Consider the following 26,297-nt stretch of genomic DNA (forward strand, 5'->3'; position numbering starts at 1 on the left):
CGACTATCCGTTAACGATCTTCGCCACTGCTTTTGCAAAGCGCGCCATACCTTCATCAATATCGGCATTTTCAACAATCAAGGCTGGCGCGAAGCGCATAACATCAGGACCGGCATTCAACACCATCACCCCTTCCAGAGCAGCGGCATGCAGGAATTCACGTGCACGGCCTTGGTATTGCGGTTTCAGCTCAGCGCCAATCAGCAAACCCATGCCGCGAATATCGCTGAACACATCATACTGCTCGTCAATGTGCTGCAAATGCTTGACGAACAGCTGGCGTTTTTCCGTAACGCCATTCAACACTTCCGGCGTGTTGATAACATCAAATGCTGCCCCTGCCACCGCACACGCCAGCGGGTTTCCGCCGTAAGTGGAACCGTGGGTGCCGACATGGAATGCAGACGCTATTTCCTGCGTCGTCAGCATAACACTCACCGGAAAACCGCCGCCGAGCGCTTTAGCGCTGGTCAAAATATCTGGCGTCACGCCGTAATGCATATACGCGAACAACTCGCCGATACGCCCCATGCCGCACTGAACTTCATCGAATACCAACAACGCTTTGTGCTCATCGCACAAGGCACGCAAGCCTTGCAGGAATTCTGGTGTCGCCGCCGTTACGCCGCCCTCGCCCTGAATTGGCTCCACCACCACCGCGCAGGTGTGATCGTCCATCACCGCTTTTACTGCATGTAAATCGTTAAACGGGACATGGATAATATCGGCGGGTTTCGGGCCAAATCCGTCGGAATATTTTGGCTGACCACCAACAGAAACGGTAAACAGCGAGCGACCGTGGAAGGCGTTATGGAAGGCGATAATTTTGGTTTTGTAAGGGCTATGGCGTGTAGAAGCGTAATAACGCGCCAGTTTAAAGGCGGTTTCATTCGCTTCGGTGCCGGAGTTCATAAACAGCACGCGCTCAGCAAAAGTGGCATCAATCAGCTTACGCCCGAGGCGCAACGCAGGTTCGTTAGTGAAAACATTGCTGGTATGCCATAGCTTTTCGCCCTGGCTTTTTAACGCTTCAACAAGCGTGGGATGGCAGTGACCCAGCGCCGTGACTGCGATGCCGCCCGCGAAATCAACATACTCTTTCCCTTGTTGATCCCAAACGCGGCTTCCCTGACCTTTTACCGGGATAAATTCAGCCGGTGCATAAATCGGCAGAATCACTTCATCGAAAGTTGCGCGGGTAATTGCGGATTGTTCAGTTGCCATTTATTGCCTATCCCCTTTTTACGCATAAAAACTTCATGAGAGACACGTGAAAATATAATCATGAAATATGCATAAAAAATCATTTATTGGCAATAAAAAATCAATACTTCAGGAAATTGGCTAACAGTTGATGCCCCTGCTCGCTGAGAATACTTTCCGGGTGAAACTGCACACCCTCCAGCGCCAGTTCGCGATGACGAATACCCATAATTTCGTGTTTATCCGTCCACGCTGTCACTTCAAAACACTCAGGTAACGATGGCGGGTCGATAACCAAAGAGTGATAACGCGTCACGGTCAGAGGGTTGTTCAGGCCGCTGAAAACACCAGTATTGTTATGGGTGATAGCCGAGGTTTTACCGTGCATCACTTTTTCGGCACGGACAATGGTTGCACCAAATGCCTGTGCAATCGCCTGGTGTCCAAGGCAAACGCCGAGGATCGGTAGCTTTCCGGCGAAGTGAGTAATCGCCGCAAGGGATATGCCCGCTTCAGTTGGCGTGCAAGGTCCGGGAGAGATAACCAGTTTTTCAGGTACCAACGCGCTGATTTCAGAAAGGGTCAGCTCATCGTTACGTTTCACCACTACTTCCGCGCCTAATTCGCAAAAGTACTGATAAAGGTTCCAGGTGAATGAGTCGTAATTGTCGATAAGCAGTAGCATCGCGGCTCCGGAGTAAAAAGAACCGCACTATTCTATTCGCTTTCGCACGCTTCACTCACCACTTTAGTGAAAATCTCCGTCAGCGCTGCCAGCTCACCCAGCGCTCCAGCCTGATTGGCTTCTTGCCAGGCTTGCGGAGCAACGTCCTTCCAGTCCAGAACATAACCGGCATGAATCGCTAACTGCTCGAAGAAAACGCGCTGCGCACGACCACTGCCAACAAAAAACGGGTGAAGTACGTTAATCTCACAATAGAAATGTGCCAGGCGTTGAACGAACTCAGTTCTCGAAAGCCCGACCAGGTAATGTTCGTCCTCCATTTCCTGCATCAGATCGTTACCTTCATTTTCGATGTACTCGAAATGACAGAACTGTGTCTCCCCTTTGGAAATATCAACATCCCGTATCTCGCCTGCCCAGTCGAAAACATCCTGAAACAGCTGCTGATGGATGGCACACAACCAGGGTAATCCGCGATGCAGCGGGCCAAGTTCAATCGTTTCTACGCGCTGTGCGATAGTCTCATCTTGCGCATGAGGCTCAAGAATATCCAGCCGGGAACTGGCCTGAAATGAACGGCTTCGCTGTTGCTGCCAAAGGCGGGACTTTTGTTTGTCGGTAAGTTTCTTTGCCATGGTGCCTCCCTAACATGACCCTTTCTTGCCACAAGTATAAGCAGCAATCGGTGGAAGTGCTGGAAGGAGGAGATTGCGCGAGTAGAGAATACCCGCGCGGGAATTTTTTACGGCAGGACTTTTGCGGAGAGAATAACTACAGGTTTTGACGGAACATTTTGATATGGACCGACATCATGCGTCTGTACCTGAGAGATCTTATCGGCAACTTCCATCCCTTTCACAACTTTACCAAATACCGCGTAACCGAAGTCGCGTTGGCCGTGATCGAGGAAAGCATTGTCTGCAACGTTGAGGAAGAACTGGCTGGTTGCGCTGTCTTTATCTGCGGTACGCGCCATAGAAATAGTGCCACGAGTATTGCGCAGACCGTTATCAGCTTCGTTTTTGATCGGTGGATTTGGCTGCTTCTGGTTCATATCTTCAGTGAAGCCGCCTCCCTGAAGCATAAAGCCTGGGATTACACGGTGGAAAATGGTGTTGTTGTAGAAGCCACTGTTCACATAATCCACAAAGTTTTTCACAGAGACAGGGGCTTTTTGGCTGTTTAACTCAAGCTCAATTTCACCCGCTGACGTGGTCAACAGGACGTGTGGATCCCCTTTAGCAGCAAGTGCCGCAGGAGATAGCGCGGTAAGAGCAAACACGGTTGCTACGGCCGCCAGTGTCGATTTGAGCATGAAAAATTCCTTACGAAGGCAGTGAATGAAGCAAGTTGCTAGATTGTAAAGAGGCACTCCTCTATGCGCCAGCCATTTACTGTTTTTTACTTTCACACAAATCAATAAGTTAAATGAATGACTAATGAGAATACATGCTCAATTGTGATTCATATCACTTAAAGCGCAGTAATAAACCCCAAATGATTCATAAAATGTATGAATGAATCACGTTTTTGACTAAAATCCATTCTTCTCGAGTGCTGTCAAAGCACTTTACATTTCTATTCACAGGCTTGTCATGACTAACAGCAACCGCATTAAGCTCACATGGATCAGCTTTTTCTCCTACGCACTGACCGGCGCGTTGGTGATCGTCACCGGGATGGTGATGGGCAATATTGCCGAATACTTCCACGTACCCGTCTCCAGCATGAGTAATACCTTTACCTTCCTGAACGCGGGTATTTTAATTTCTATTTTCCTGAATGCCTGGTTAATGGAAATCGTGCCACTGAAAACTCAGTTGCGCTTTGGTTTTATACTGATGGTTCTGGCGGTTGCCGGGCTTGTCTTTGGCGACAACCTAACCATTTTCTCGGCGGCAATGTTTGTGCTTGGGCTGGTCAGTGGTATCACGATGTCGATTGGTACATTCCTGATAACCCACATGTATGAAGGTCGTGAACGCGGTTCACGCCTGTTGTTTACCGACTCCTTCTTCAGCATGGCGGGGATGATTTTCCCAATGGTTGCCGCGATTCTTCTGGCTCGCAGCATCGACTGGTACTGGGTTTACGTCTGCATCGGTCTGGTGTACGTCGCTATCTTCATCCTGACTTTCGGTTGCGACTTCCCGGCATTAGGCAAACACGCCGCACCAACCGAGAAAGTGGCCGAGAAAGAAAAATGGGGGGTTGGCGTGCTGTTCCTGTCGATTGCCGCGCTGTGCTACATCTTAGGCCAACTGGGCTTTATCTCCTGGGTTCCGGAATACGCCAAAAGCCTCGGCATGAACCTGAATGATGCCGGTCAGTTAGTCAGTGATTTCTGGATGTCTTACATGTTCGGTATGTGGGCGTTCAGTTTCATTTTGCGTTTCTTCGATCTGCAACGCATTCTGACTGTTCTTGCGGGTGCAGCTACCGTTCTGATGTACCTGTTCAACACCAGCGAACCCACTCATCTGGCATGGTTTATTCTGGCTCTGGGCTTCTTCTCTAGCGCGATTTACACCTCGGTTATCACCCTTGGTTCATTGCAGACCAAAGTTGCCTCACCAAAACTGGTTAACTTCGTCCTGACTTGCGGCACTATCGGCACCATGCTGACCTTTGTGGTTACCGGCCCGATCGTGGCTCACAGCGGCCCGCATGCGGCGCTGCAAACCGCAAACGGCTTGTATGCCGTGGTGTTTGTTATGTGCCTGATTTTGGGTCTGGTGACGAAACACCGTCAGCATAACGCGACAATACATTAATCGTTTTATAGGGCGGATAAGCGCAAGCGCCATCCGCCACTTTTCACCCACCAAATGTTATCTCTTCGGCTTCATCCAGCATCACCCAGGTTTGCGACAACTGCGTGGTCGCAATCACCTTCCCTGCCCGCACTGACCAACGCACTGGCACCTGCCTGCGCACCGCATCAAAGCCATTTTCAGCCGGAAGAATAATCAGGTTCGCTGCATTTCCCTCGGCAATGCCGTAATCCTGCACGCCGAAGGTGCGCGCACTGTTATCGGTAATCAGTTTTAAGCCTTCATCAATTTGCTGATAGCCCATCATCTGGCAAACATGCAGCCCCATATGCAGCACCTGCAACATATTGGCGGTGCCCAGCGGATACCACGGGTCGAATACATCATCATGACCAAAACAGACGTTAATTCCTGCTTCGAGCAACTCTTTAACCCGCGTGATACCACGGCGTTTCGGATAATCATCAAAGCGCCCTTGCAGATGAATATTCACCAGCGGATTGGCGACAAAGTTAATCCCCGACAGCTTCAGTAAACGGAACAGCCGCGAGGTGTAAGCGCCATTGTAAGAGTGCATTGCCGTGGTATGGCTGGCAGTGACACGCGCACCAATGCCATCCCGTAGCGCCAGCGCGGCAACGGTTTCCACAAAGCGCGATTGTTCATCGTCAATTTCATCACAGTGAATATCTAACGGACGGTCATATTTGCGCGCCAGCGCGAAAGCTTTATGCAGCGACTCAACGCCATATTCGCGGGTGAATTCAAAATGCGGGATAGCGCCCACCACGTCAGCACCCAGCCGTAAGGCCTCCTCCAGCAAGCCTTCACCGTTGGGATACGAAAAAATCCCCTCCTGCGGAAATGCCACGATTTGCACCTCAATCCACGGCGCGGCCTCTTTTTTCACTTCCAGCATCGCTTTAAGCGCGGTCAGCGTCGGGTCGGAAACATCAACGTGTGTACGCACGAACTGAATACCATTGGCAATCTGCCACTTCAGCGTTTGCCAGGCGCGCTGCTTCACGTCCTCGTGGGTCAGCAACGCCTTGCGTTCAGCCCAGCGTTCAATGCCTTCAAACAAGGTACCTGATTGATTCCAGCTCGGTTGCCCGGCAGTCTGCGTGGTATCAAGGTGGATGTGCGGCTCAATAAATGGCGGGATTGCCAGACCGCCGCGCCCGTCAAGAATCTGCTGGCTCTCTGGCTGCGTTTCGCACATCGGCTTAATGGCCTTGATGCGCCCATTTTCGAAGGCTAATTGCCACAAACCTTCACGCCCCACCAGGCGCACATTTTGAATTAACTCCAACGTCTTGTTGCTCATACCCACCCCTTCTTGATTAGCCGCCCCTATTTCATAGCACACACCGCAAAACGAGGACATTTATTGTCGGTCCGCGAATAACTAAACATTTCCACGACTTATAAAAACTCACTAAAATCAAACATATACCTCTTAAGAGGTATATAAAGGTGTATTTGATTTGTATCAATAACCACCAATGCTGAATCGTTAAGGTAGGCGGTAATAGAAAAGAAATTGAGGCAATTATGAGCAAAGTCAAAATCGCAATCATCGGTAATGGCATGGTCGGCCATCGCTTTATCGAAGACTTACTTGATAAAGCCCAGCCAGGCCAATTCGACATTACTGTGTTCTGTGAAGAGCCGCGTAAAGCCTACGACCGCGTGCATCTGTCTTCCTATTTTTCGCATCATACCGCTGAAGAGTTATCGCTGGTCCGTGAAGGCTTTTACGAGAAACACGGCGTAAAAGTGCTGGTTGGCGAACGCGCCATCACCATTAACCGCCAGGAAAAAGTCATCCACTCGAATACCGGTCGTACCGTGTATTACGACAAACTGGTGATGGCCACCGGTTCTTACCCGTGGATCCCACCGATTAAAGGCTCTGAAACACAAGACTGTTTCGTCTACCGTACCATTGAAGATTTGAACGCCATCGAAGCCTGTGCGCGCCGTAGTAAACGCGGTGCCGTGGTCGGTGGTGGTTTGCTGGGCCTCGAAGCCGCAGGCGCGCTGAAAAACCTCGGCGTCGAAACACATGTGATTGAATTCGCCCCGATGCTGATGGCCGAGCAACTCGATCACATGGGTGGCGAGCAGCTACGCAATAAAATCGAAAGCATGGGCGTGCGCGTTCATACCAGCAAGAACACCCTGGAAATCGTACAACAAGGCAACCAGGCACGTAAGACTATGCGCTTTGCCGACGGCACCGACCTGGAAGTAGATTTCATCGTCTTCTCCACCGGTATCCGCCCACGCGATAAACTCGCGACCCAATGCGGCCTGGCAACGGGTCAACGCGGCGGTATTGCGGTTAACGACACCTGCCAGACTTCTGACCCGGACATTTACGCCATCGGCGAATGCGCCAGCTGGAATAACCGCACCTTCGGCCTGGTCGCCCCTGGCTACAAAATGGCGCAAGTCACCGCTGACCACCTGATCGGTAGCGAAAACGCTTTTGAAGGCGCAGACATGAGCGCCAAGCTAAAACTGCTGGGTGTGGATGTCGGCGGGATTGGTGATGCACATGGTCGCACGCCAAACTGCCGCAGCTACGTTTATCTGGATGAAAGCAAAGAAGTTTATAAGCGCCTGATTGTTAGCGCTGACAACAAAACCCTGCTCGGTGCGGTTCTGGTAGGCGACACCAGCGACTACGGCAACCTGCTGCAACTGGTACTCAATAACATCGAACTGCCGGAAAACCCGGACGCGCTGATTCTGCCTGCGCATGCCAGTTCCGGTAAGCCAGCGATTGGCGTCGACAAACTGCCGGACAGCGCGCAAATCTGTTCCTGCTTCGATGTCACCAAAGGGCATCTGGTTAAAGCCATCAACAACGGCTGCCATACCGTTGCCGCGCTGAAAGCAGAAACCAAAGCCGGTACCGGCTGTGGTGGCTGTATTCCATTGATTACGCAAGTATTGAATGCCGAACTGAGCAAGCAAGGCATCGAAGTCAACCACAACTTGTGTGAACACTTCGCGTTTTCACGCCAGGAGCTGTATCACCTGATCCGCGTTGAAGGCATTAAATCCTTCGACGAGCTGCTGCAAAAATACGGCAAAGGTTACGGCTGTGAAGTCTGTAAACCGACCGTCGGTTCGCTGCTGGCTTCTTGCTGGAACGACTATGTGCTGTCACCAAAGCACACGCCGCTTCAGGACACCAACGACAACTTCCTCGGCAACATCCAGAAAGACGGCACTTACTCGGTGATCCCGCGTTCTGCTGGCGGGGAAATTACCCCAGAAGGTTTGATGGAAGTGGGCCGTATCGCTCGCGAATTTAACCTCTACACCAAAATCACCGGTTCCCAGCGTATCGGCCTGTTTGGTGCGCAGAAAGATGATTTGCCAGAAATCTGGCGTCAGCTGATTGAAGCCGGTTTTGAAACAGGCCACGCCTACGCGAAGGCACTGCGTATGGCAAAAACTTGTGTTGGTAGCACCTGGTGCCGTTACGGCGTTGGCGATAGCGTTGGCTTCGGCGTTGAGCTGGAAAACCGCTACAAAGGCATTCGTACTCCACACAAAATGAAGTTTGGTGTGTCCGGCTGTACCCGTGAATGTGCGGAAGCACAGGGTAAAGACGTCGGGATTATCGCCACTGAAAAAGGCTGGAACCTGTACGTCTGCGGTAACGGCGGTATGAAACCACGTCACGCCGATTTACTGGCAGCAGATTTAGACAGTGAAACGCTGATCAAATACCTCGACCGCTTCATGATGTTCTACATCCGCACCGCCGACAAACTGACCCGTACCGCGCCGTGGCTCGACAGCCTGGAAGGCGGCATTGAGTACCTGAAACAAGTCATTATCGACGATAAACTGGGTCTGAATGATCAACTGGAAGCTGAGCTGGCGCGCCTGCGCGAGAAAGTGATCTGCGAGTGGACTGAAACGGTGAATACACCGGAAGCCCAGGTTCGCTTCAAACACTTTATCAACAGCCCACACCGCGACCCGCATGTACAAATTGTGCCTGAGCGCGAGCAACACCGCCCGGCTACGCCTTACGAACGTATCCCGGTCACCCTGGTAGAAGAAGTGGAGGAAAATGTATGAGCCAGTGGACTACCGTTTGCCAGTTAAACGACATTCTGCCTGCTACCGGTGTTTGCGCATTGGTGGGTAATCAGCAGATTGCTATTTTCCGCCCACGTAATGATGACCAGGTTTTCGCCATCAGCAATATCGACCCATTCTTTGAGGCCAGCGTGTTGTCTCGCGGCTTGATTGCTGAACATCAGAATGAATTGTGGGTTGCCAGCCCGTTGAAAAAGCAGCGTTTCAGACTGCGTGACGGGTTGTGCATGGAAGACGAGAGCCGTTCAATTGCGCATTACAAAGCGCGCGTACAAGACGGCCAGGTTCAGATTAAAGCTTAAGTCTTAAAACAACCCTCACCCTAGCCCTCTCCCTGAGGGAGAGGGAATTAAATCGGTGTTCTCCCTCTCCTTGGGGAGAGGGCCGGGGTGAGGGGAAAATTTCAATTATTTATTTTTTCTTTCAATTTATTGGGATAACAAAAATGTTCACCGATACCATTAACAAATGTGCGGCGAATGCCGCGCGCATTGCCCGATTGTCGCAAAACAATCCACTCGGATTCTGGATAAGCTCTGCCATGGCAGGCGCTTATGTCGGCCTCGGCATCATCCTGATCTTCACCCTCGGTAATCTGGTTGATCCCGCGCTGCGTCCACTGGTAATGGGTGCCACCTTCGGGATCGCCCTGACGCTGGTTATTATCGCAGGCTCTGAACTATTCACCGGACACACCATGTTCCTGACGTTCGGCGTCAAAGCAGGCACCATCACTCACGGTCAAATGTGGGGTATTTTGCCGCAAACCTGGCTGGGTAACCTGGTGGGTTCCGTGTTTGTTGCCCTGCTCTACAAATGGGGCGGCGGTAGCCTGCTGCCGTTGGACACCAGCCTGGTTCACACCGCGGCGCTGGCAAAAACCACTGCTCCGGCGATGGTACTGTTCTTCAAAGGTGCTTTGTGTAACTGGCTGGTTTGTCTGGCAATTTGGATGGCCGTGCGTACTGAAGGTGCTGCGAAGTTCATCGCTATCTGGTGGTGTCTGCTGGCGTTTATCGCTTCCGGTTACGAACACTCCATTGCCAACATGACGCTGTTTGCACTCTCCTGGTTTGGTCATCATAGCGACGCCTACACCATGGCGGGTATCGGTCACAACCTGTTGTGGGTAACGCTTGGGAATACCCTTTCCGGTGTAGTATTCATGGGTCTGGGTTATTGGTATGCTACGCCGAAAGCCGAGCGCCCACAGCCTGCGCAAGTCGCCGCGCCGGAGACTGCACGCAACTAATTTATTTGAGGATTGACCGTGGATCACCTGCCTATATTTTGTCAATTACGAGGTCGTGCCTGCCTGTTGGTCGGCGGTGGCGATGTCGCAGAACGTAAAGCACGTTTGTTGATGGAGGCAGGTGCGCAGGTCACTGTGAATGCCCTGGAATTCTCCCCACAATTTCATGTGTGGGCGGAACAGGGCATGATCACCCTTGTTGAGGGTGAATTCGCCCCCGAGCTGCTTGATGTTTGCTGGCTGGCCATTGCCGCAACTGACAACGAAACAGTGAATCAACAAGTCAGCGAAGCATGCGAATCACGCCGCATTTTCTGCAACGTGGTCGATGCCCCTAAACAAGCCAGTTTCATCATGCCTTCGATTATCGACCGTTCGCCGCTGATGGTGGCTGTCTCTTCCGGTGGTACCTCTCCCGTTCTTGCCCGCCTGTTACGTGAAAAACTCGAAGCCATTCTGCCACTGCATTTGGGGAAAATTGCCTCTTATGCCGGTACGTTGCGCGGGCGAGTAAAAACAAATTTCAAGGCCATGGCAGAACGCCGTCGCTTCTGGGAAAAGTTCTTCACTAATGACCGTCTGGCGCAATATCTGGCGAACGAAGACCAGCAAGCCATCGATAAAGAAACCGAGTCTATGTTTGCTACACCGCTCGATCACCGTGGTGAGGTCGTTTTGGTGGGTGCAGGTCCAGGCGATGCCGGATTACTGACGCTCAAAGGGCTACAGCAAATTCAACAAGCCGATGTGGTGGTTTATGACCGCCTGGTTTCTGATGACATCATGAATCTGGTGCGCCGTGATGCCGACCGCGTTTTCGTGGGTAAACGCGCGGGTTATCACTGCGTCCCGCAAGAAGAGATTAACCAAATCCTGCTGCGTGAAGCGCAAAGTGGCAAACGCGTTGTCCGTCTGAAAGGTGGCGATCCGTTTATCTTTGGTCGCGGCGGTGAAGAGCTAGAAACCTTGTGCGACGGCGGTATCCCGTTCTCCGTGGTGCCGGGCATTACTGCGGCATCCGGCTGTTCAGCTTATTCAGGCATTCCATTAACCCACCGCGATTACGCGCAAAGTGTGCGCCTGGTGACCGGCCACCTGAAAACCGGCGGTGAATTAGACTGGGAAAACCTGGCGGCAGAAAAACAGACGCTGGTCTTTTACATGGGTTTAAACCAGGCTCCTGCGATTCAGGAAAAGCTGATTGAACACGGCATGACTGCGGATATGCCGGTCGCGCTGGTTGAAAACGGCACAGCGGTTAACCAACGTGTAGTCAGTGGCGTATTACGCGAACTCGGTGAATTATCGACACAGGTTGCAAGCCCGGCGCTGATTATTGTCGGTCGCGTGGTGGCATTGCGCGATAGGTTGAATTGGTTCTCGAACCACTAATTCTACTTTAAGATAAAAAAAAGGCTTGTCAGATTATTCCGGCAAGCCTTTTTATTTATAAGTTATTAATTATTTTGCCAATCATTATAGGCAATATTTATTTCATGTAACCATGCGTCTGGTTTCAGACTTAGTGATATAGCAAGCAGCCCCTATACTTAATTGCCTTTTTGAAGTGCCTCATTACATCCAAGTAAATGATAGGGAATATCAATGAACAAGTTCGTAAAAGCTGCATCTGCACTGGCTGTCCTGGCTCTGTTGTCTGGCTGTACTGGTCATATTGAGAACAAAGACAAATCTTGCGGTTATGATTATTTACTGCACCCAGCCATTTCTATTTCTAAAATTATTGGTGGTTGTGGCCCAGCAACTCCACAGAAATAATAATAGCCACAAATTTTTAATACGCCCTCCCAGTGAGGGCATTTTAATTTATAACCCTTCACAACTTTCTTTTAATATTCGCAATACCGTCTGCGCCCCACTACGATTAGGATTTATACGGATCATACGTTGCTCAAGCGTTGGGTCAGACTGGCGGAAAGTCCCGGACAGCCGATAAAAAAGCGGCGGGATTTCATATTTCGACTCTGCCCCCACAGGATAAGGCAACGCGCCCAGCTTCTGTGCCGCCGCCAATACTTGCTCGGCAATCGGCTGATGAAACTCCACTAACAGAACCTTGGATTGCGCATTTGCGATAAATGCATGCTTCACCTGCGACACCGCTTCGGTATTGAGCGCTTCAACCAGTTTATCGTTTACCTGCGCCTGCACCGCGTGCATCACTGGCGCAAACACTAATCCGCGCAACGCTTCCATCGCCTGGATACCCTGCACCTGGCTGCCACCGGAATACATACTTTTTCGCACCGCATTTACTGTCTTTTCTTCACCCACCACCACGCCAATTCCCGGCGGCCCGAAGAGTTTAAAACACGAGAATGTTGAAAGTGTGGACCCACATTCACAACCAATCTTTTCGACTTTCATCACCGCGTAGTTGTCATCAGTCAACGACGGTAAACCATGCTGATTAAAACAACCAATCACCTCAGCCAACAGATATGAATCATCCATTTTCTGCCGGGTATGCTGAATAAGTGCAGCCTTCGGTTGGTACAACTCAATTGTCCTTTTAACGTCATCAAGTTGATTAAAATCGGCACGAATTAGCGTTAACCCCATCTGTTCAGCGATGACTGCCGAGGTGGGGTAAAGAGGGGCATCGTGGACAAGCAAGCTATCCCCCGCGTTAAGAAGTGCCGCTAACCCGCTACGAATTGCCCCGGTTCCCGCACCTTGCACCAGTCCCGCAGCCGGTGCGCCAAAGAAATCCGCCAGAACTGACTCCACACGCCGCGTCATTTGTGGCTGATTCAGACCGGGGACTAAGCCGAAATCCCCGGCATTGAGGAAATCAGCGCCGGGAAAATGACGGCAAATAATATCCACCAGTTGAAATTGCTTACTCTGCGCCTGCTCCATCGTCAGGCTCTGTAACGGCCAGGTTTTCACTTTATTCACTCCGTGAAGCCTGCCGCAGACCATTACGGCAGGCATTGAGAAGGGATCAGGCCGGAACGAACAGGCCACAGTAGTAAAGAATGTTCAGAATGATGCCGGTTATCAACACCGCGACAACCGGAGAGGCCATTTTCTGAACCGGCCGACCCAGCGATTCGTTGAGGAAGTAAATCGCCGCCGCAATAGAAAAACCGGTATAGCCCGCCATTTTGATAGCCGCAAAGATAGAGCCAACCAGCAGCGCCATTTCCATCAACATATTCATCGAGTTACGGATGTTATCCGATGCGTTACGCACCGATGGATAACGCCCGAGCCATTTGCCGATGGAACGTAGCAGCAATACTTCAACGGAAATCACCACCGCACCCACCGCAAACGCTAACAGCGGGTTAGAAATCAAGTATCCGGCGGCGTAAACAAAGGTGAAACCAGCAACGGCGTACACACCCGTCGCCAGCGCCGTGGTGGCAATCAGTGGAACAAATCCCAGCCCACGCATAAACTCCGCAAGTGCGGCCTGATGCACCAGGGTTTGTGACTGCTCAGGCGTGATGCCTGCGGAATAAGCCTTCTCCAGCGTAAAGATCGACACTTCAGAACCGGCAAAAATCTTCATGCTGGCGACGACCGCAATCAACCCACCAACAACCGCGATATACGGTAGGTGCTTGATAATGCGCGATGTTCGCTCCTCAAAGACCGATACCCCCTCGGTATCATGTTCTCGCTCATCACGGGTACGGTGATCCTGAGTAATCGCAATCCCCAGCAGCATCACCATGCCGACGAAGATTTCGATAGATTCGGGATTGAGGTGTGGGAAGAAACGCACGATCAAAACGCGCGTCATTAACACCACAAAGGCTGCGAGCAGACTGCTCTTCCAGCCAAATTGATAGAAAATTGCCACCAGAGGGAACAGCGCAAATGCAGAAACCACTGGCGAGCTCAACTCACCCAACGAACCCAGCACATCCACTGGCAGTGCCGTCAGCAAATGGTTTACCGGGATCAAGCAAGTCAGGATCAAAATTCCCCAGACTGCGCCCAACCCAAACGCCAACAAACTATTTGCCGCTAAGACTCCGAGGATATCTGTCGGCAGGAATAACAACCATGCATTAAGCAACCCAGTTTTCAGCGTAAACGAAATACCCACCGACGCCACGAAACCAATGCTCAGACCGAAAGCGATACTGCCCGCCTCGCGGCGATTCATATTACCTTCGATAAGCTGCGGCAAAATGGGGCGAATGCCGTCATGGAACACGGCTGCTGACTTATGCGCCAGCAAGGCCGTCATCCCAGTCAGGCAGGCCACCACGATTATTTGAATGTAGAAATCCATAGCGCGGCCTTTATTTTAAATGGGCGATAAGCATCGGAATGGCATGCTCGATATGCTCAACCGACAGACCAAAAGCAACTTTCCCATCCGCCACCATTTTGGCCACCTGCTCTTCTTTTGCCTTAATGCCAGGCTTGGCGATGGTGCAGCTTTTGTTGTAACCAATCACCGCGATGGCAATGGAAAGTGCTGCCCCAGCGCCGGTATTACAGGCACCAATGTAGTAATCAAGCTGCCCGGATTTCACTTTCATGGCAGCTTCCATATCGTTGTAAATAAACACTTCAAAGCAGTCAGGTGCAGACGTTTCGATGGTTTTTTTAATAAGTTCACGCTGTAAGCCAGCAACACCGATCTTTTTCATGGGAAATCCTTATTTAAAGAAGACAGAGGGGTTGTCACGTAACATCAAATCAACGTCGGCCTGAGAGAAGCCTGCCTCGAGCAAAAGAGGCACGAACGTTGTCAGCAAATAATCAAAACCAAGCCCACCGTTCGCCTTCAGATGTGAACGACGGGTAATATCCATGGAAAGCATGACGTGGTCGAGCAGCCCGCGGCTGGCAATTTCTTGCAGCATTGCCACGCGTTTCTCATCCGGGTAATAGTTGTTTTTCCCGATGGTATCGAACTGCACATACGCGCCCTGCTCAATCATGCGCAGAATGTTGTCGAGGTTATCTTTCAGGTCGCAGTGGCCCACAACAACGCGAGATAAATCCACACCGTGGCTTTTCAGCAGCGTCAGTTGTTCCAGCCCCATAGTGCTAAAAGAGGTGTGAGTTGAAATCGCACACCCAGTTTCACGGTGCGCTAAAGCCGCAGCAGCAAAAACTTTGGCTTCATCAGGGGTAATTACGTCTACGCTCGAACCAATTTCAGCAATGATCCCGGCCTTTAATTCAGTGCCATCAATACCTTGTTCAATTTCGTCGATCATCTCCTGCGCCAGTTTTTCAACGGGAGTTGTGGCGACGTGAGCCGGGAAAAAGTCATGCTGGTAATAACCGGTACACGCGACGACGTTCATTCCGCTATCACGCATGATATCCAACATAAACTGAGGGTTACGCCCCATGTAGCGGTTGGTCATTTCGATGATGTTGCGCACGCCCAGCGCGTACAGCGTTTTCATTTCCGCACAAATCAGGTCGTATTGATCCAGGCGGCAATCGATGTTGTTTTTGAATGACGATAAGTCGATATGCAGATGTTCATGCGCGTAGGTGTAGCCCGACGCACCAATTCGTTGCTGTTCAGCCATGGTTGCCTCCGGTGTTCGTGGTGTGCAGTTGTGACAAGAATGAAGTGCCGTTTTGTGGCGCATTTGCGTTAAAGAAATCGCAAACGGTAGCACCCACATCAGACAGTGTTGTTCTGCGGCCAAGATTTGCGCCGGTGATCCCCCGCTGCCAGACGAGCAGCGGCACATTTTCACGGGTGTGTTTGCTGTGGCCGATGGTCGGGTCATTGCCGTGATCGGCCATGACCACCAGGTAATCACCGGGCTGCATCACGTCCATTAACTTGCCGAGATTTTTATCCACCACCTGCAAACGCTCGGCGTAACGTGCGACATCCTGAGCGTGCCCGGCGAGGTCGGTTTCCTGAATGTTGGTGCAGATAAAAACGTCACCGGGCTTTTGGACTTCAGCAAGCGTGATGTCCATGATTTGCTGGGTATCAACGAGGTTCTGATAGCTGACACCGTGCGGATTGATGGCGATGTCGGCCACTTTCCCCACCAGTACTGTTTTGATAGCGGACTCATGCAGTTTTTGTGGCACCTGTACGCTGGCATTCACCCCGAACCCCATATGAACGACCTGAAAACCGTGCTGATACACCCCGGATCGCGGCGCGTTAATGCCAATGTATTTGCCCTGTTTTTCCTCGGCGGCATTCTGGAGTTGCGAACTGCTTTCCAGCAGGCCGCCAAACGCAATCACGCGCCCAACCTGCACGCAACGGCGGACAATTTCGCCGATATTGCGTACTTCCTCGAAAGAGATCGCATTCAGATTGGCACTGATGTTAAACACCTGGCCGAGGTCAGCTTCAAGGTTGTCGCCAATCGCCACCGCCTGATTGACCCACAAATATTGCAGCCCACTGCCCACCCGTTCGACCTGCCAACAATCGGCAATCAGTGCACGCTCTACTTCATCAATCACTTCAGAGAAAGGCATACGCAACGGCGCTTGTGGACGGGTACCGAGAATTTCCTGGTGCCCCATAAAAGTATCGCCACCTTCATGTTGCAGCGCGGCTGTTCCGTAAACAGCATTCGCTGAAGGGTGCATGGCTCCGGTGGTAAAACCCAGCGCGTTGATCAAGCCAAGCTGTTCCAGCACCGGTAAACGTAATTGTGGGAAATGCTGCAAAATATGCCCGCAGGTATTTGCACCGATATCCTCCGGCCTGACTTGTGGCACATCGTCCATCGCGCCGACGCCAAAACTATCAATCACCACCACCACAAACTTACTCACGCGAACCTCCGCAAATGGGGTTACCAAGGCTGTCATACAAAGCTTCGAGTACAGGTTCTCCGCGGCTGATTCCGGACACCAGTGCCACATCGCTGCGCGTGACAAAAACCTGAGTACGGAAACACATCACCACTGGCGTGCTGACCGGGAACTCGCCCGCCAGCCCGATGTGGTAATCAATGCTGCTGTCGTCCATCGGTAGCAATTTTGCTGATAATGCTTCACCGTCCAGAACAGGGAAAACCAGCGCGTTTTGCGCATGACCACGGCGGTAATAACCGCCGCCGAAGCAATAGCTGTTGCCCTGAAACTGGTGTGAGATTTCGGTGAGATAGAGCATGGCGATGTGTTCTGGCTGGTCGCCATGCTGGTTAGCGGGAATCGTTCCGGTTAGAGCATGACCCGGTTCGGCATGGGTCACGCCATATTCAGCCAGCAGCGGTAAAGTACTGCAACTTGAAGCCGATGGCGCGTTGAGCTGTGCCACGTCTATGCCCTGCGCACGAAGCATATCGCGCGCCTGCAATAGCGTATGCAGATTGGGCGTGGGCAGCGTTTGCTGTAATTCTTCATCCCAGAGCAGGCAGGGGAAGTGGGTCAGCCCGGCGATTTTCACGCCCGGCATGTTCTTGAGAGCGGCAACCACGTTATCCAGTGCTGACAACGGGAACCCGGCTTCCTGGCCTGAATACAGGTGGTCTTGTTCATCGAACACTTTCAACATGATGGGCTGGATATGCCCAAGACGTTGCGCTGCAACAGAGATTTCCTCGGCTTTATCCAGCGAGAAAACGGTGATCATTTCAGGTGAAGCGGTGACGTTTTCCGTTACCAGACTTTTTGGTAGCTGAACTAAATGTCCGACATGGGAAACCGGTACTTCTGCATTGCGCAGCGTGCGGGCTTCTTTGAAATCCACCGCAACGGTACCGTGAAAACCCAGCTCAATCAGACGCTTCGCCAGCCACGGATTACGCCCCAGTTGCTTGGTCATCAGATACAGCGTGATGCCATGACGCTCTGCTGTTTCAAGCAGGCGGCGTCCATTTTCCAAAACCTTATCAACATCAATGACGCAGGTATCTGGCAATATCTCTCCCTGCTGCCATAACTTCAGTGCGGCCCCAATCAGTGCCGGGTTTTGTGCCTTGAGTGCTTCAATAAACATGCCCTTGCCTCTCGACTCCATGCTGCAAAAAAACTTAAATAATCATTTTTTTGAATATTTAAGTTAAAGCAGACGGCTGACAAAAAAATTCTTAGCCTTTGCTAACCATCCACAAACTAAACAGGTTCGCGAGCAGATAGCCTTCTTCATTCGGGTGAATATTCACATCAAAGGGAGCCAGCATCGCCTGGTGAATCGGCAGCAGTTCGGCATAAGCCTGAGAAGTGACAATTTCTTCCAGCAGGTCTTCATCAAGTGGGCCGATTTCTTCACCCCGACGGCTGCGCATCAGCGCGTTTGCCATATGGGTGATCGCCATTTCCCCTTGTTCATTACGCATGGGAATGGCCCACATCGTTTCCATTTTCTCAACGACAGCAATCATGCCGTCGCAAATATCTCTGTCGATAACGCCCGCATCACACAGCAGGTTTAGCCGTTCTTCCATCCTGATTTACCCTTTGATGAAGTTCTAATAGCTTGGCTCCTGCTCACCCAGCAGCACTCTTTGTTGGTGAGCAAGCAGCTCATTTTTGTTCACCACTGTGCGCAGCAATTGATTAATTGGCGCATCATCGGCGCGAGTCAGCACCACGGCCTCGGAAGCCTGCAAAAAACGCGAGTCGCCTTTAAGGGGCTGCGCTTGCAGGCCGAGTAACTCAAGATCCGCCTCACTACCCACGTTCCAGATAACCGCATCAATTTCGCCTTTGGCGATACGATTAAGGCTCTCGTGGTAAGGCACATCGAGGATCTCAACCGGCTGACCCGCGAAATAAATGTCCGTCATAATGCGCTGGTCGGCGGAACGCGGGTCGAGGCCGACACGTCTAATTTGCTGATTACCGGTACGGCAAATCAATTTGTGTTCGCCAACGTAAGTGTGTGGCCCAAGTTCCAGCGCCATAAAGACATCGCTGTTATCGAGATAGCTCTGCGCGGCAAGCCTTGAGACAACCGCAAGGTCATAGACGCCATTCAACAAGCATTCCACCCGAACATCTGAGCCACGCATATGCGCGTAGTAAAATGGGATGCCATCAAACTGCGCTTTCAGGCCACTGGCTAAACCTTCATAAAGGCGGGTGTAAGGCAGCGGCATCGCACACACGACATTGCCGATATCAGCAAAAGCCAATAAGGCTTTGTTATCCATGCTGACCAGATAGCTGCCGTTGCGCCCGCGTCTCTCAACTTTTACCGCTCCGGCATTCTCAAGGGTTTTTAACGCCGCCTGAATCAGCCCGACGGAAAAACGACATTCGCTCGCCAGTTCATCAATGGTTTTCAGTCGGTTACCGCTTTTCTCGCCCAGCAAATAACGCGCCAGACTGGCCTGGGCAACCCCTTCTTTTTTGATAAAGCTACGGCTCATATTTAATCTTCAATTTATTGAATAGTTATATCTTCATTAAATTGAATATAAATGGCAAACGGGAAAGATGCAAAAAGAGAATATGATCACAAAAGATATTTAGCTGGGGAATTTATGGGGAGGGACGCCCTCACCCCGGCCCTCTCCCGCAGGAGAGGGAGAAAACCGATCAATCCCTTCTCCTGCAGGGCAGGAGAAAACCGATCAATCCCTTCTCCCTCAGGACAGGGGAAAACCGATCAATCCCTTCTCCCGCAGGAAAGGGGAAAACCGATCAATCCCTTCTCCTGCAGGACAGGGGAAAACCGATCAATCCCTTCTCCCTCAGGGAGAAGGTTAGGATGAGGGTTGTGTTAAAAATTATGGGTGTGCGACAAACCCAATAACTTCATAGACCTTTTTCAGCGTGGCACTGGCGTGCGCACGTGCTTTCTCGGCACCGTCTTTCATCACTTGCTGCAAGAATGCTTCATCGTTACGGAAACGATGAAAACGCTCCTGCAACTCGGTCAACATGTCTGAAACAGCCTCAGCCACGTCGCCTTTCAGGTGCCCATACATTTTGCCTTCAAACTGCTGCTCAAGCTCAGGGATAGATTTACCCGTCACACCCGCCAGGATATCCAGCATGTTGGATACGCCCGCTTTGTTGGCAGTATCGTAACGCACGACAGGTGGCTCGTCAGAGTCAGTTACCGCGCGTTTGATTTTCTTCACGACAGATTTCGGGTCTTCCAGCAGGCCAATAACGTTGTTGCGGTTATCGTCTGATTTAGACATTTTCTTGGTCGGCTCAAGCAGAGACATTACGCGCGCGCCAGATTTCGGGATGAACGGCTCTGGTACTTTGAACACATCACCGTACAACGCATTGAAACGTGCAGCGATATCGCGGCTCAGTTCCAGGTGCTGTTTCTGGTCTTCACCAACGGGCACCAGGTTGGTCTGGTACAGCAGAATGTCAGCGGCCATCAGCACCGGATAATCAAACAGGCCAGCGTTAATGTTTTCAGCATAGCGGGAAGATTTATCTTTGAACTGAGTCATGCGGCTTAGCTCACCAAAATAGGTGTAGCAGTTCAGTACCCAGCCCAGTTGTGCATGTTCAGGCACGTGGGACTGTACAAAGATAGTACTTTTCGCCGGGTCAATACCGCAAGCCAGGTACAACGCCAACGTATCGAGAGTACGGCTGCGTAGTTGTGTCGCATCCTGACGCGCGGTAATCGCGTGCTGGTCAACGATGCAGTAAATGCAGTGGTAATCATCCTGCATATGGACCCACTGACGCAGCGCACCCATGTAGTTACCAATGGTCAATTCACCTGATGGCTGTGCGCCACTAAAGACGATGGGCTTACTCATGTTCTGATTCCTGATGTTCTTTGTTAGAGAGCCCTAATGCGGGCAATAAATCGTTGAAATGGTCGTACACGAAATCGGGTTTGCTCAACTCGATGGCTTCACCGTAGTTATAACCATAAGTCAGGCCAATGGAACAGCACCCAGCCGCCTGTGCTGCGAGAATATCGTTGCGTGAATCACCAACAAACAGCAGCTCTTCAGCACTGAGGTTCAACTTCTCCATCACTTTGTGCAGCGCTTCGGGATGAGGTTTTTTATTTTCCACATCGTCGCCACCAATAATGATTTTGAAGTAATGCGCGATGCCTAATCTTTCCAGCATCGGCAGCACAAATGGAGTCGGCTTGTTAGTGACCAGGCCCATCGGCAGGCCTTTCTCGGCCAATGCCGCCAGAGTGTTAGCCACTTCAGGGAACAGGAAACTGCCCTCTTCCGCAGTTTGTGCATAGAAAGCATCAAACAGTTTACGCGCGATACGGCACTGGTCGTCTTGTGGCTCTTCGCCTTTTAACGCCCAGGTCAGCGCACGCTTAACCAGCACATCGGCACCATTGCCGATCCACTTTTCAACTTTGTCTTCACCTGCTGTTGGCAACTCCAGCGCATACAGCGCCTGGTCCATTGCCTGCGTCAAACCCAATGCGGTGTCAACCAGCGTACCGTCTAAATCAAAGGCGATACCGCGAATTTTATTTAACTTATCCATGAGTTACCTTTGCCAACTCACTACGCATACGGTCAATAACCGCTTTGTAATCCGGCTGGTTGAAAATCGCAGAACCGGCGACAAACATATCTGCACCTGCTGCGGCAATTTCTGCGATGTTGTCCGCTTTTACACCACCGTCGACTTCCAGGCGGATGTCATAACCCGAAGCATCAATACGTTCACGCACCTGACGTAATTTTTCCAGCGTATGAGGAATGAAAGATTGCCCACCGAAACCGGGGTTAACGGACATCAGCAAAATCACATCCAGCTTATCCATAACGTGATCAAGCCAACTGAGCGATGTCGCCGGGTTAAACACCAGGCCTGCTTTACAGCCATGCTCTTTAATCAGTTGCAGGGAACGGTCAACATGCTCTGACGCTTCCGGGTGGAAGGTGATGATATTGGCACCGGCAGCGGCGAAGTCCGGAATAATACGGTCAACGGGTTTCACCATCAGATGCACATCAACAGGAGCGGTAATACCGTAATCACGCAGGGCTTTTAGTACCATCGGGCCGATGGTGAGATTTGGGACGTAATGGTTATCCATAACATCAAAATGGACGACATCCGCACCAGCAGCCAGTACCGCAGCCGTGTCTTCACCCAGGCGGGCAAAATCGGCTGAGAGGATTGATGGGGCAATCAAAAACTGTTTCATCCGCTTCTCCAATAGCAAATCAAAAACGACCGCGGGCGAAACAGCTTAGGCACCGACTTTGTAAAGCGCCAGCAGTTCGTCCACCTTGTTACGTTTTCCACCATCCCGACTGATGCTGCGCCGAACCTGCAACTTATGCATTTTCGCCTGCTTGTACCACAACCGAGTCAACTCAGTGTCATGGTTTGAAATCAGCACCGGGATGCCACCTTCTTGCAAGTTTTCAGCTAACTGCGCCAGATGTTGTTGCTGCACCATATTAAAGCTATCGGTGTGATACGCCGTAAAATTAGCCGTGGCAGACAATGGCGCGTAAGGCGGGTCGCAATAGACTACAGAACCCGCAGCGACATTCGCCATGCTGACATCATACGACTGGCACAGGAACGTGGCGTTTTGTGCTCGCTCGGCAAAATGATACAACTCTTCTTCCGGGAAGTAGGGTTTGATGTAGCGGCCGAACGGGACGTTGAATTCACCACGTAGGTTATAACGACAAAGGCCGTTGTAACAATGGCGGTTCAGATATAAAAACAGAAGTGCACGACGGAACTCATCTTTGCACAGATTAAATTCAGTTCGATTGAGATAGAACGCTTGCTCGTCGTTTTGTGCCGCAGTGAAGAGTTTTCTGGACTCTTCAACGTACTCATCCGTACGTGTTTTGACGATGTTATATAGGTTAATCAGATCGCTATTAATATCTGCGAGGATATAACGGGAGTAATCAGTATTCAGAAAGACTGAGCCAGCACCAACAAACGGCTCAATCAAACAATCACCTTTCGGCAGATACTTTTTAATGTCTTCGAGCAGGGGGTATTTCCCCCCCGCCCATTTCAGAAAAGCGCGATTTTTTTTCATGCTGCCTAACTATTTACACCTTTTCCTGCTGTGGAAAGGTTCCAACAGCGGCTGCGCTTGTTCATCACTTCAGATCAGACTGAACCTGATGGATAGGTTTTGCCCACGGGTTCTTAGCCTGTACATCAGCTGGCAATGTTGCTACGGCACGTTTTGCCTCATCTTTGCTGGCGTAAATACCGCTAACCAACACATACCATGGCTGACCATTTCGAACTGTCTGGTAGACCATATAGTGTTGCAGTTTCTCTTTCTTCGCCCAGGCATTCAAGTTATCTGAGTTAGAAGAGGAGCTGAGTTGTAAGGTGTAATTGCTACCAGGAGCGCCTTTGATTGCGCCCGCATCACCCGCTACAGCACCTGTTGCTGCTGTCACTGGCGCAGCGGCTGTTGCTTTCGGAGCTGGAGTGGCTGCGGTAGCAGTGGTCGTAGTCGTCGCTTTCGGTGCAACTTCGGTCACAGGGACTTTCACAGATGTAGTCGCAGTTGGTGCGGGAACTGGAGCTGGCTCGCTACGTTTCGCAGTCGTTACCGGTTTTGGTTCCGCTACTGGCGTTTTCGCCACAGTCTGTTGCTTAGCAGGCTGAGTTTTGTGCGGCTCAATCACTGCAGTTTTACGTTCCTGGCGTGGTGCTGCTGGCTTCGCAGGCTCTGATTTCGCGACCGGGCGTGGTGCTGTCGTTGCGCCATTACTACCTGCAACTGCGGCAACTGTAGCCGGTGCGGTTGGCAACGTTGAATTGCTCACCACATTATCAATTTGGCCGGATTGTTGAGTCAGGGCGTTATTCAGATCACCCGGAACTTCAACACGCTGCTGGCCCTGAGGTGCAGGCTGAGTTTGTGCGTCAGTCGGGGTTGACGAAATGGCAGGAAGAGTCACTTCTTGTGGGTTTCCTGCATTTTCTGTCTGGTTAGCCGCAGATGTCGAACCTGGCTGAGGTTGAGTACCATTAGCCTGATCGCTAGTAGAACCAGACAGATCAATGTTTTTCTCGGCAGACGGATTCTTATTCACAGTTTCCGTATCAGAAGATGGGGCTTTCAGCGCCGAACCAATCCCAATGATGAGCAGCAACAGAACGAGAATACCAATGCCCATCATCAGGTGCTGACGGGATACCGGAACTTTCGGTTTAGCGGATTTTTTGCGGGCACGCGCCGGACGACGTTCTTCTGCATCAACTTGCATCTCGTCATCGTTTTCATACTCTTCTTCATCACGAGTACGGCGGGAACGCGCAGGACGAGGCTCGTCGGCGTCTAACTCAACATCATCGACATTGAAATGTGGCTCACTGTCGCGCTCATCAGCTTTACGGTTACGGCCTGAACGGCGATCGCTGGGATCAGGTTTCAGTTCGTCTTCCGGTTTAAACTCATCCATTTAACACCCCACTCAAAGGCTTATGCCAGCAATTCGAACTCAGCACATCACCCGAAGTTAAAAATCGCCTGACTACAAGCGACCGAAATTTCTAATAATTAAGCCTGCTGACAATCAGCAATGGCGGACAAAACGACATCGTGTGGCACTCCGCCACGCATTTCACTCTTCCCGATTGCCAGTGGCAGCACCAAGCGCAGCTCACCAGCTAAAACTTTCTTGTCACGCATCATGTGGGGCATATACGCGGCGGCAAGCATTTCTTTCGGCCCGGTCACTGGCAGCCCGGCACGTTGTAGCAGTTTGATGATTCTGCGCACATCGGCCTCACTGAAATTCCCAAGACGCTGTGCTGTACGAGCCGCCATCACCATACCTGCAGCAACAGCTTCACCGTGCAGCCAGTTGCCATAGCCCATTTCAGCTTCTATAGCGTGACCAAAGGTGTGGCCCAGATTCAGTAAAGCACGTAAGCCGCTTTCGCGCTCGTCAGCGGCAACAACTTCGGCTTTCAGCTCACAACAACGACGAATACACCAGGACATCGCTTTGCCATCAAGCGCCAGCAATGCGTCCAGGTTTTCTTCAAGCCAATCGAAGAATTCACCGTCGAGAATAATGCCGTATTTAATCACTTCAGCCAGGCCAGAGGCTAACTCCCGCGGCGGTAAAGTTTTCAGACAGTCGAGATCCACCACAACCGAAGCTGGCTGGTAGAACGCACCAATCATATTTTTACCGAGGGGGTGGTTAACGGCTGTTTTTCCGCCAACTGAAGAGTCCACTTGCGAAAGCAAGGTGGTTGGGACTTGAATAAAACGCACGCCACGTTGATAGCTCGCCGCAGCAAAGCCAGTCAGGTCACCGACGACACCGCCACCAAGGGCGATGAGTGTCGTATCACGACCGTGTGGCTTTTCAAGCAACGCGGTAAAGACAGTATCTAATACTGCGAGGCTTTTAAATTGTTCGCCATCCGGAAGGATGACGGAATCGACTTTAACGCCCGCTTGCTCAAGCACGCCACGCACCTTATCCAGGTAGAGCGGCGCCAGGGTTTCATTGGTCACCAGCATCGTTTGGTCGCCAGCTTTCAGCGGCCCAAAAGATGCCGAGTCACTAAATAACCCAGCAGCAATGGTGATAGGGTAACTACGTTCCCCGAGAGTGACTGTTAACCTCTCCATAACGCGAAGTCCACCTTGATGTTGCTTAGCCCGCAGGCGTTTTTTTCGATTAAGCCAGAATCAGTTGCTTTCCAACATATGAATAATCTGGTTGGCAACCACTTTGGCGCTTTGGTCGTCAGTGCGAATCGTCACATCAGCAATCTCTTCGTAAAGAGGATTGCGCTCTTGAGCTAATGCTTCAAGAACTTCACGCGGTGGAGTCTCAACTTGCAGCAGTGGGCGCTTTTTATCGCGCTGTGTACGAGCAAGCTGTTTTTCGATTGTGGTTTCAAGATACACCACAACTCCACGGGCGGAGAGACGGTTACGGGTCTCACGAGACTTCACAGAGCCGCCGCCAGTTGCCAGCACAATGCCCTGCTTTTCAGTGAGTTCGTTGATGATTTTTTCTTCGCGATCGCGGAAGCCGTCTTCGCCTTCAACGTCGAATACCCAGCCCACATCAGCTCCAGTACGTTTCTCAATCTCTTGATCAGAATCGAAAAATTCCATATTGAGTTGCTGAGCTAACTGACGCCCAATAGTGCTTTTGCCGGCACCCATAGGCCCAACCAGAAAGATATTGCGTTTCTCTGCCATTTTTTCGGTACTACTAAGACAATTCGTTGATGATAAACCCGCCCTGTTAAAACCAGGTGCAGCGGGACATGAACTGAAACCTCATAAGCGATAGTGCGAGAGTCAGACTGAAAATTATCTCAATACTCAAGGTGGTTTGGCAACCGATTATATTCCCCAGCGTTCTTATGAAGAAGAAAATGCATA

At 51.2% G+C, this 26,297-nt stretch carries 26 protein-coding genes; 6 read left to right on the forward strand and 20 right to left on the reverse strand.

What is annotated here, in order from left to right; translation table 11 throughout:
* Positions 1–3: 3 nt before the first annotated feature.
* The 4 genes from EC843_RS08635 to ppiA all read right to left on the reverse strand — a co-directional run bounded on the left by EC843_RS08635 (position 4) and on the right by ppiA (position 3,203).
* On the reverse strand, positions 4–1,224 hold the full coding sequence (locus EC843_RS08635; protein WP_133522091.1) for an aspartate aminotransferase family protein: 1,221 nt from the start codon (positions 1,222–1,224) through the stop codon (positions 4–6).
* A gap of 100 nt (positions 1,225–1,324) precedes the next feature.
* Positions 1,325–1,888 carry an aminodeoxychorismate synthase component 2 gene (gene pabA, locus EC843_RS08640; protein WP_064542906.1) on the reverse strand — a complete coding sequence of 188 codons (564 nt, stop codon included), beginning with the start codon at positions 1,886–1,888 and terminating at the stop codon, positions 1,325–1,327.
* 32 nt (positions 1,889–1,920) lie between these two features.
* A complete protein-coding gene (locus tag EC843_RS08645) occupies positions 1,921–2,523 on the reverse strand; it encodes a putative adenosine monophosphate-protein transferase Fic (RefSeq protein WP_064542903.1) in 603 nt (200 codons plus the stop codon).
* 107 nt (positions 2,524–2,630) lie between these two features.
* Positions 2,631–3,203 carry a peptidylprolyl isomerase A gene (gene ppiA, locus EC843_RS08650; RefSeq protein ID WP_121814768.1) on the reverse strand — a complete coding sequence of 191 codons (573 nt, stop codon included), beginning with the start codon at positions 3,201–3,203 and terminating at the stop codon, positions 2,631–2,633.
* A 280-nt stretch (positions 3,204–3,483) separates the two neighbouring features.
* Between ppiA and tsgA the strand changes: the two genes are divergently transcribed.
* Complete coding sequence (tsgA, locus tag EC843_RS08655; RefSeq protein ID WP_064542897.1) at positions 3,484–4,662, forward strand: MFS transporter TsgA; 1,179 nt, start codon at positions 3,484–3,486, stop codon at positions 4,660–4,662.
* A 43-nt stretch (positions 4,663–4,705) separates the two neighbouring features.
* Here the strand turns inward: tsgA and EC843_RS08660 are convergent, their stop codons facing one another.
* Positions 4,706–5,989, reverse strand: coding sequence for a cytosine deaminase (locus EC843_RS08660; RefSeq protein WP_133522092.1), 1,284 nt, complete (start codon positions 5,987–5,989; stop codon positions 4,706–4,708).
* Positions 5,990–6,216: 227 nt separating this feature from the next.
* Here EC843_RS08660 and nirB point away from each other — a divergent pair, with 227 nt between their 5' ends.
* The 5 genes from nirB (at position 6,217) to EC843_RS08690 (ending at position 11,821) form a co-directional block, all read left to right on the forward strand.
* On the forward strand, positions 6,217–8,769 hold the full coding sequence (gene nirB / locus EC843_RS08670; protein WP_121814767.1) for a nitrite reductase large subunit NirB: 2,553 nt from the start codon (positions 6,217–6,219) through the stop codon (positions 8,767–8,769).
* Complete coding sequence (gene nirD, locus EC843_RS08675; protein ID WP_064542888.1) at positions 8,766–9,092, forward strand: nitrite reductase small subunit NirD; 327 nt, start codon at positions 8,766–8,768, stop codon at positions 9,090–9,092. Before nirB ends, nirD begins: the two co-directional genes overlap by 4 nt.
* A gap of 143 nt (positions 9,093–9,235) precedes the next feature.
* Complete coding sequence (nirC, locus tag EC843_RS08680) at positions 9,236–10,042, forward strand: nitrite transporter NirC (RefSeq protein WP_064542885.1); 807 nt, start codon at positions 9,236–9,238, stop codon at positions 10,040–10,042.
* 18 nt (positions 10,043–10,060) lie between these two features.
* On the forward strand, positions 10,061–11,434 hold the full coding sequence (gene cysG / locus EC843_RS08685; protein WP_133522093.1) for a siroheme synthase CysG: 1,374 nt from the start codon (positions 10,061–10,063) through the stop codon (positions 11,432–11,434).
* Between the two features lie 213 nt (positions 11,435–11,647).
* Positions 11,648–11,821 carry a DUF4223 family protein gene (locus tag EC843_RS08690; protein WP_064542878.1) on the forward strand — a complete coding sequence of 58 codons (174 nt, stop codon included), beginning with the start codon at positions 11,648–11,650 and terminating at the stop codon, positions 11,819–11,821.
* 48 nt (positions 11,822–11,869) lie between these two features.
* Here EC843_RS08690 and EC843_RS08695 read toward each other — a convergent pair whose 3' ends face one another.
* From EC843_RS08695 to aroK, 15 genes are all read right to left on the reverse strand, one after another.
* Positions 11,870–12,955: an aminotransferase class V-fold PLP-dependent enzyme gene (locus tag EC843_RS08695; RefSeq protein ID WP_133522094.1), complete on the reverse strand. Its 1,086-nt coding sequence runs from the start codon at positions 12,953–12,955 to the stop codon at positions 11,870–11,872.
* A 55-nt stretch (positions 12,956–13,010) separates the two neighbouring features.
* Entirely contained in the window at positions 13,011–14,315 is a 1,305-nt protein-coding gene (locus EC843_RS08700) for a YhfT family protein (protein WP_064542875.1), read from the reverse strand.
* 10 nt (positions 14,316–14,325) lie between these two features.
* A complete protein-coding gene (locus EC843_RS08705) occupies positions 14,326–14,679 on the reverse strand; it encodes a DUF2620 domain-containing protein (RefSeq protein ID WP_034499110.1) in 354 nt (117 codons plus the stop codon).
* A gap of 9 nt (positions 14,680–14,688) precedes the next feature.
* Positions 14,689–15,579 (reverse strand): phosphotriesterase-related protein, encoded by an 891-nt coding sequence (locus tag EC843_RS08710; RefSeq protein ID WP_133522095.1) that lies wholly within the window; start codon positions 15,577–15,579, stop codon positions 14,689–14,691.
* The gene (locus EC843_RS08715; protein WP_133522096.1) at positions 15,572–16,807 is read right to left on the reverse strand and encodes a phosphopentomutase; all 1,236 of its coding nucleotides are present in this window, start codon (positions 16,805–16,807) and stop codon (positions 15,572–15,574) included. The genes EC843_RS08710 and EC843_RS08715 overlap by 8 nt, the downstream gene beginning before the upstream one ends.
* Positions 16,800–17,975 carry a YhfX family PLP-dependent enzyme gene (locus tag EC843_RS08720; protein ID WP_133522097.1) on the reverse strand — a complete coding sequence of 392 codons (1,176 nt, stop codon included), beginning with the start codon at positions 17,973–17,975 and terminating at the stop codon, positions 16,800–16,802. Before EC843_RS08720 ends, EC843_RS08715 begins: the two co-directional genes overlap by 8 nt.
* 91 nt (positions 17,976–18,066) lie before the next feature.
* Positions 18,067–18,423 (reverse strand): PRD domain-containing protein, encoded by a 357-nt coding sequence (locus EC843_RS08725; protein ID WP_133522098.1) that lies wholly within the window; start codon positions 18,421–18,423, stop codon positions 18,067–18,069.
* A gap of 24 nt (positions 18,424–18,447) precedes the next feature.
* Positions 18,448–19,350, reverse strand: coding sequence for a GntR family transcriptional regulator YhfZ (yhfZ, locus tag EC843_RS08730; RefSeq protein ID WP_064542859.1), 903 nt, complete (start codon positions 19,348–19,350; stop codon positions 18,448–18,450).
* A 360-nt stretch (positions 19,351–19,710) separates the two neighbouring features.
* Positions 19,711–20,715, reverse strand: a complete 1,005-nt coding sequence (trpS, locus tag EC843_RS08735) for a tryptophan--tRNA ligase (protein WP_064542856.1) — start codon at positions 20,713–20,715, stop codon at positions 19,711–19,713.
* Positions 20,708–21,421: a phosphoglycolate phosphatase gene (locus tag EC843_RS08740; protein WP_064542851.1), complete on the reverse strand. Its 714-nt coding sequence runs from the start codon at positions 21,419–21,421 to the stop codon at positions 20,708–20,710. The genes trpS and EC843_RS08740 overlap by 8 nt, the downstream gene beginning before the upstream one ends.
* Positions 21,414–22,091 (reverse strand): ribulose-phosphate 3-epimerase, encoded by a 678-nt coding sequence (gene rpe, locus EC843_RS08745; RefSeq protein ID WP_064542848.1) that lies wholly within the window; start codon positions 22,089–22,091, stop codon positions 21,414–21,416. The genes EC843_RS08740 and rpe overlap by 8 nt, the downstream gene beginning before the upstream one ends.
* A 45-nt stretch (positions 22,092–22,136) precedes the next feature.
* The gene (gene dam, locus EC843_RS08750) at positions 22,137–22,955 is read right to left on the reverse strand and encodes an adenine-specific DNA-methyltransferase (protein WP_064542845.1); all 819 of its coding nucleotides are present in this window, start codon (positions 22,953–22,955) and stop codon (positions 22,137–22,139) included.
* Positions 22,956–23,019: 64 nt separating this feature from the next.
* The gene (gene damX, locus EC843_RS08755; RefSeq protein WP_064542842.1) at positions 23,020–24,342 is read right to left on the reverse strand and encodes a cell division protein DamX; all 1,323 of its coding nucleotides are present in this window, start codon (positions 24,340–24,342) and stop codon (positions 23,020–23,022) included.
* Between the two features lie 98 nt (positions 24,343–24,440).
* Positions 24,441–25,529, reverse strand: a complete 1,089-nt coding sequence (gene aroB, locus EC843_RS08760; protein WP_064542839.1) for a 3-dehydroquinate synthase — start codon at positions 25,527–25,529, stop codon at positions 24,441–24,443.
* A gap of 60 nt (positions 25,530–25,589) precedes the next feature.
* Positions 25,590–26,111: a shikimate kinase AroK gene (gene aroK / locus EC843_RS08765; protein WP_064542836.1), complete on the reverse strand. Its 522-nt coding sequence runs from the start codon at positions 26,109–26,111 to the stop codon at positions 25,590–25,592.
* Positions 26,112–26,297 lie beyond the last annotated feature (186 nt).

It is taken from the genome of Buttiauxella sp. JUb87, from assembly GCF_004361975.1.
GTDB lineage: Bacteria > Pseudomonadota > Gammaproteobacteria > Enterobacterales > Enterobacteriaceae > Buttiauxella > Buttiauxella ferragutiae.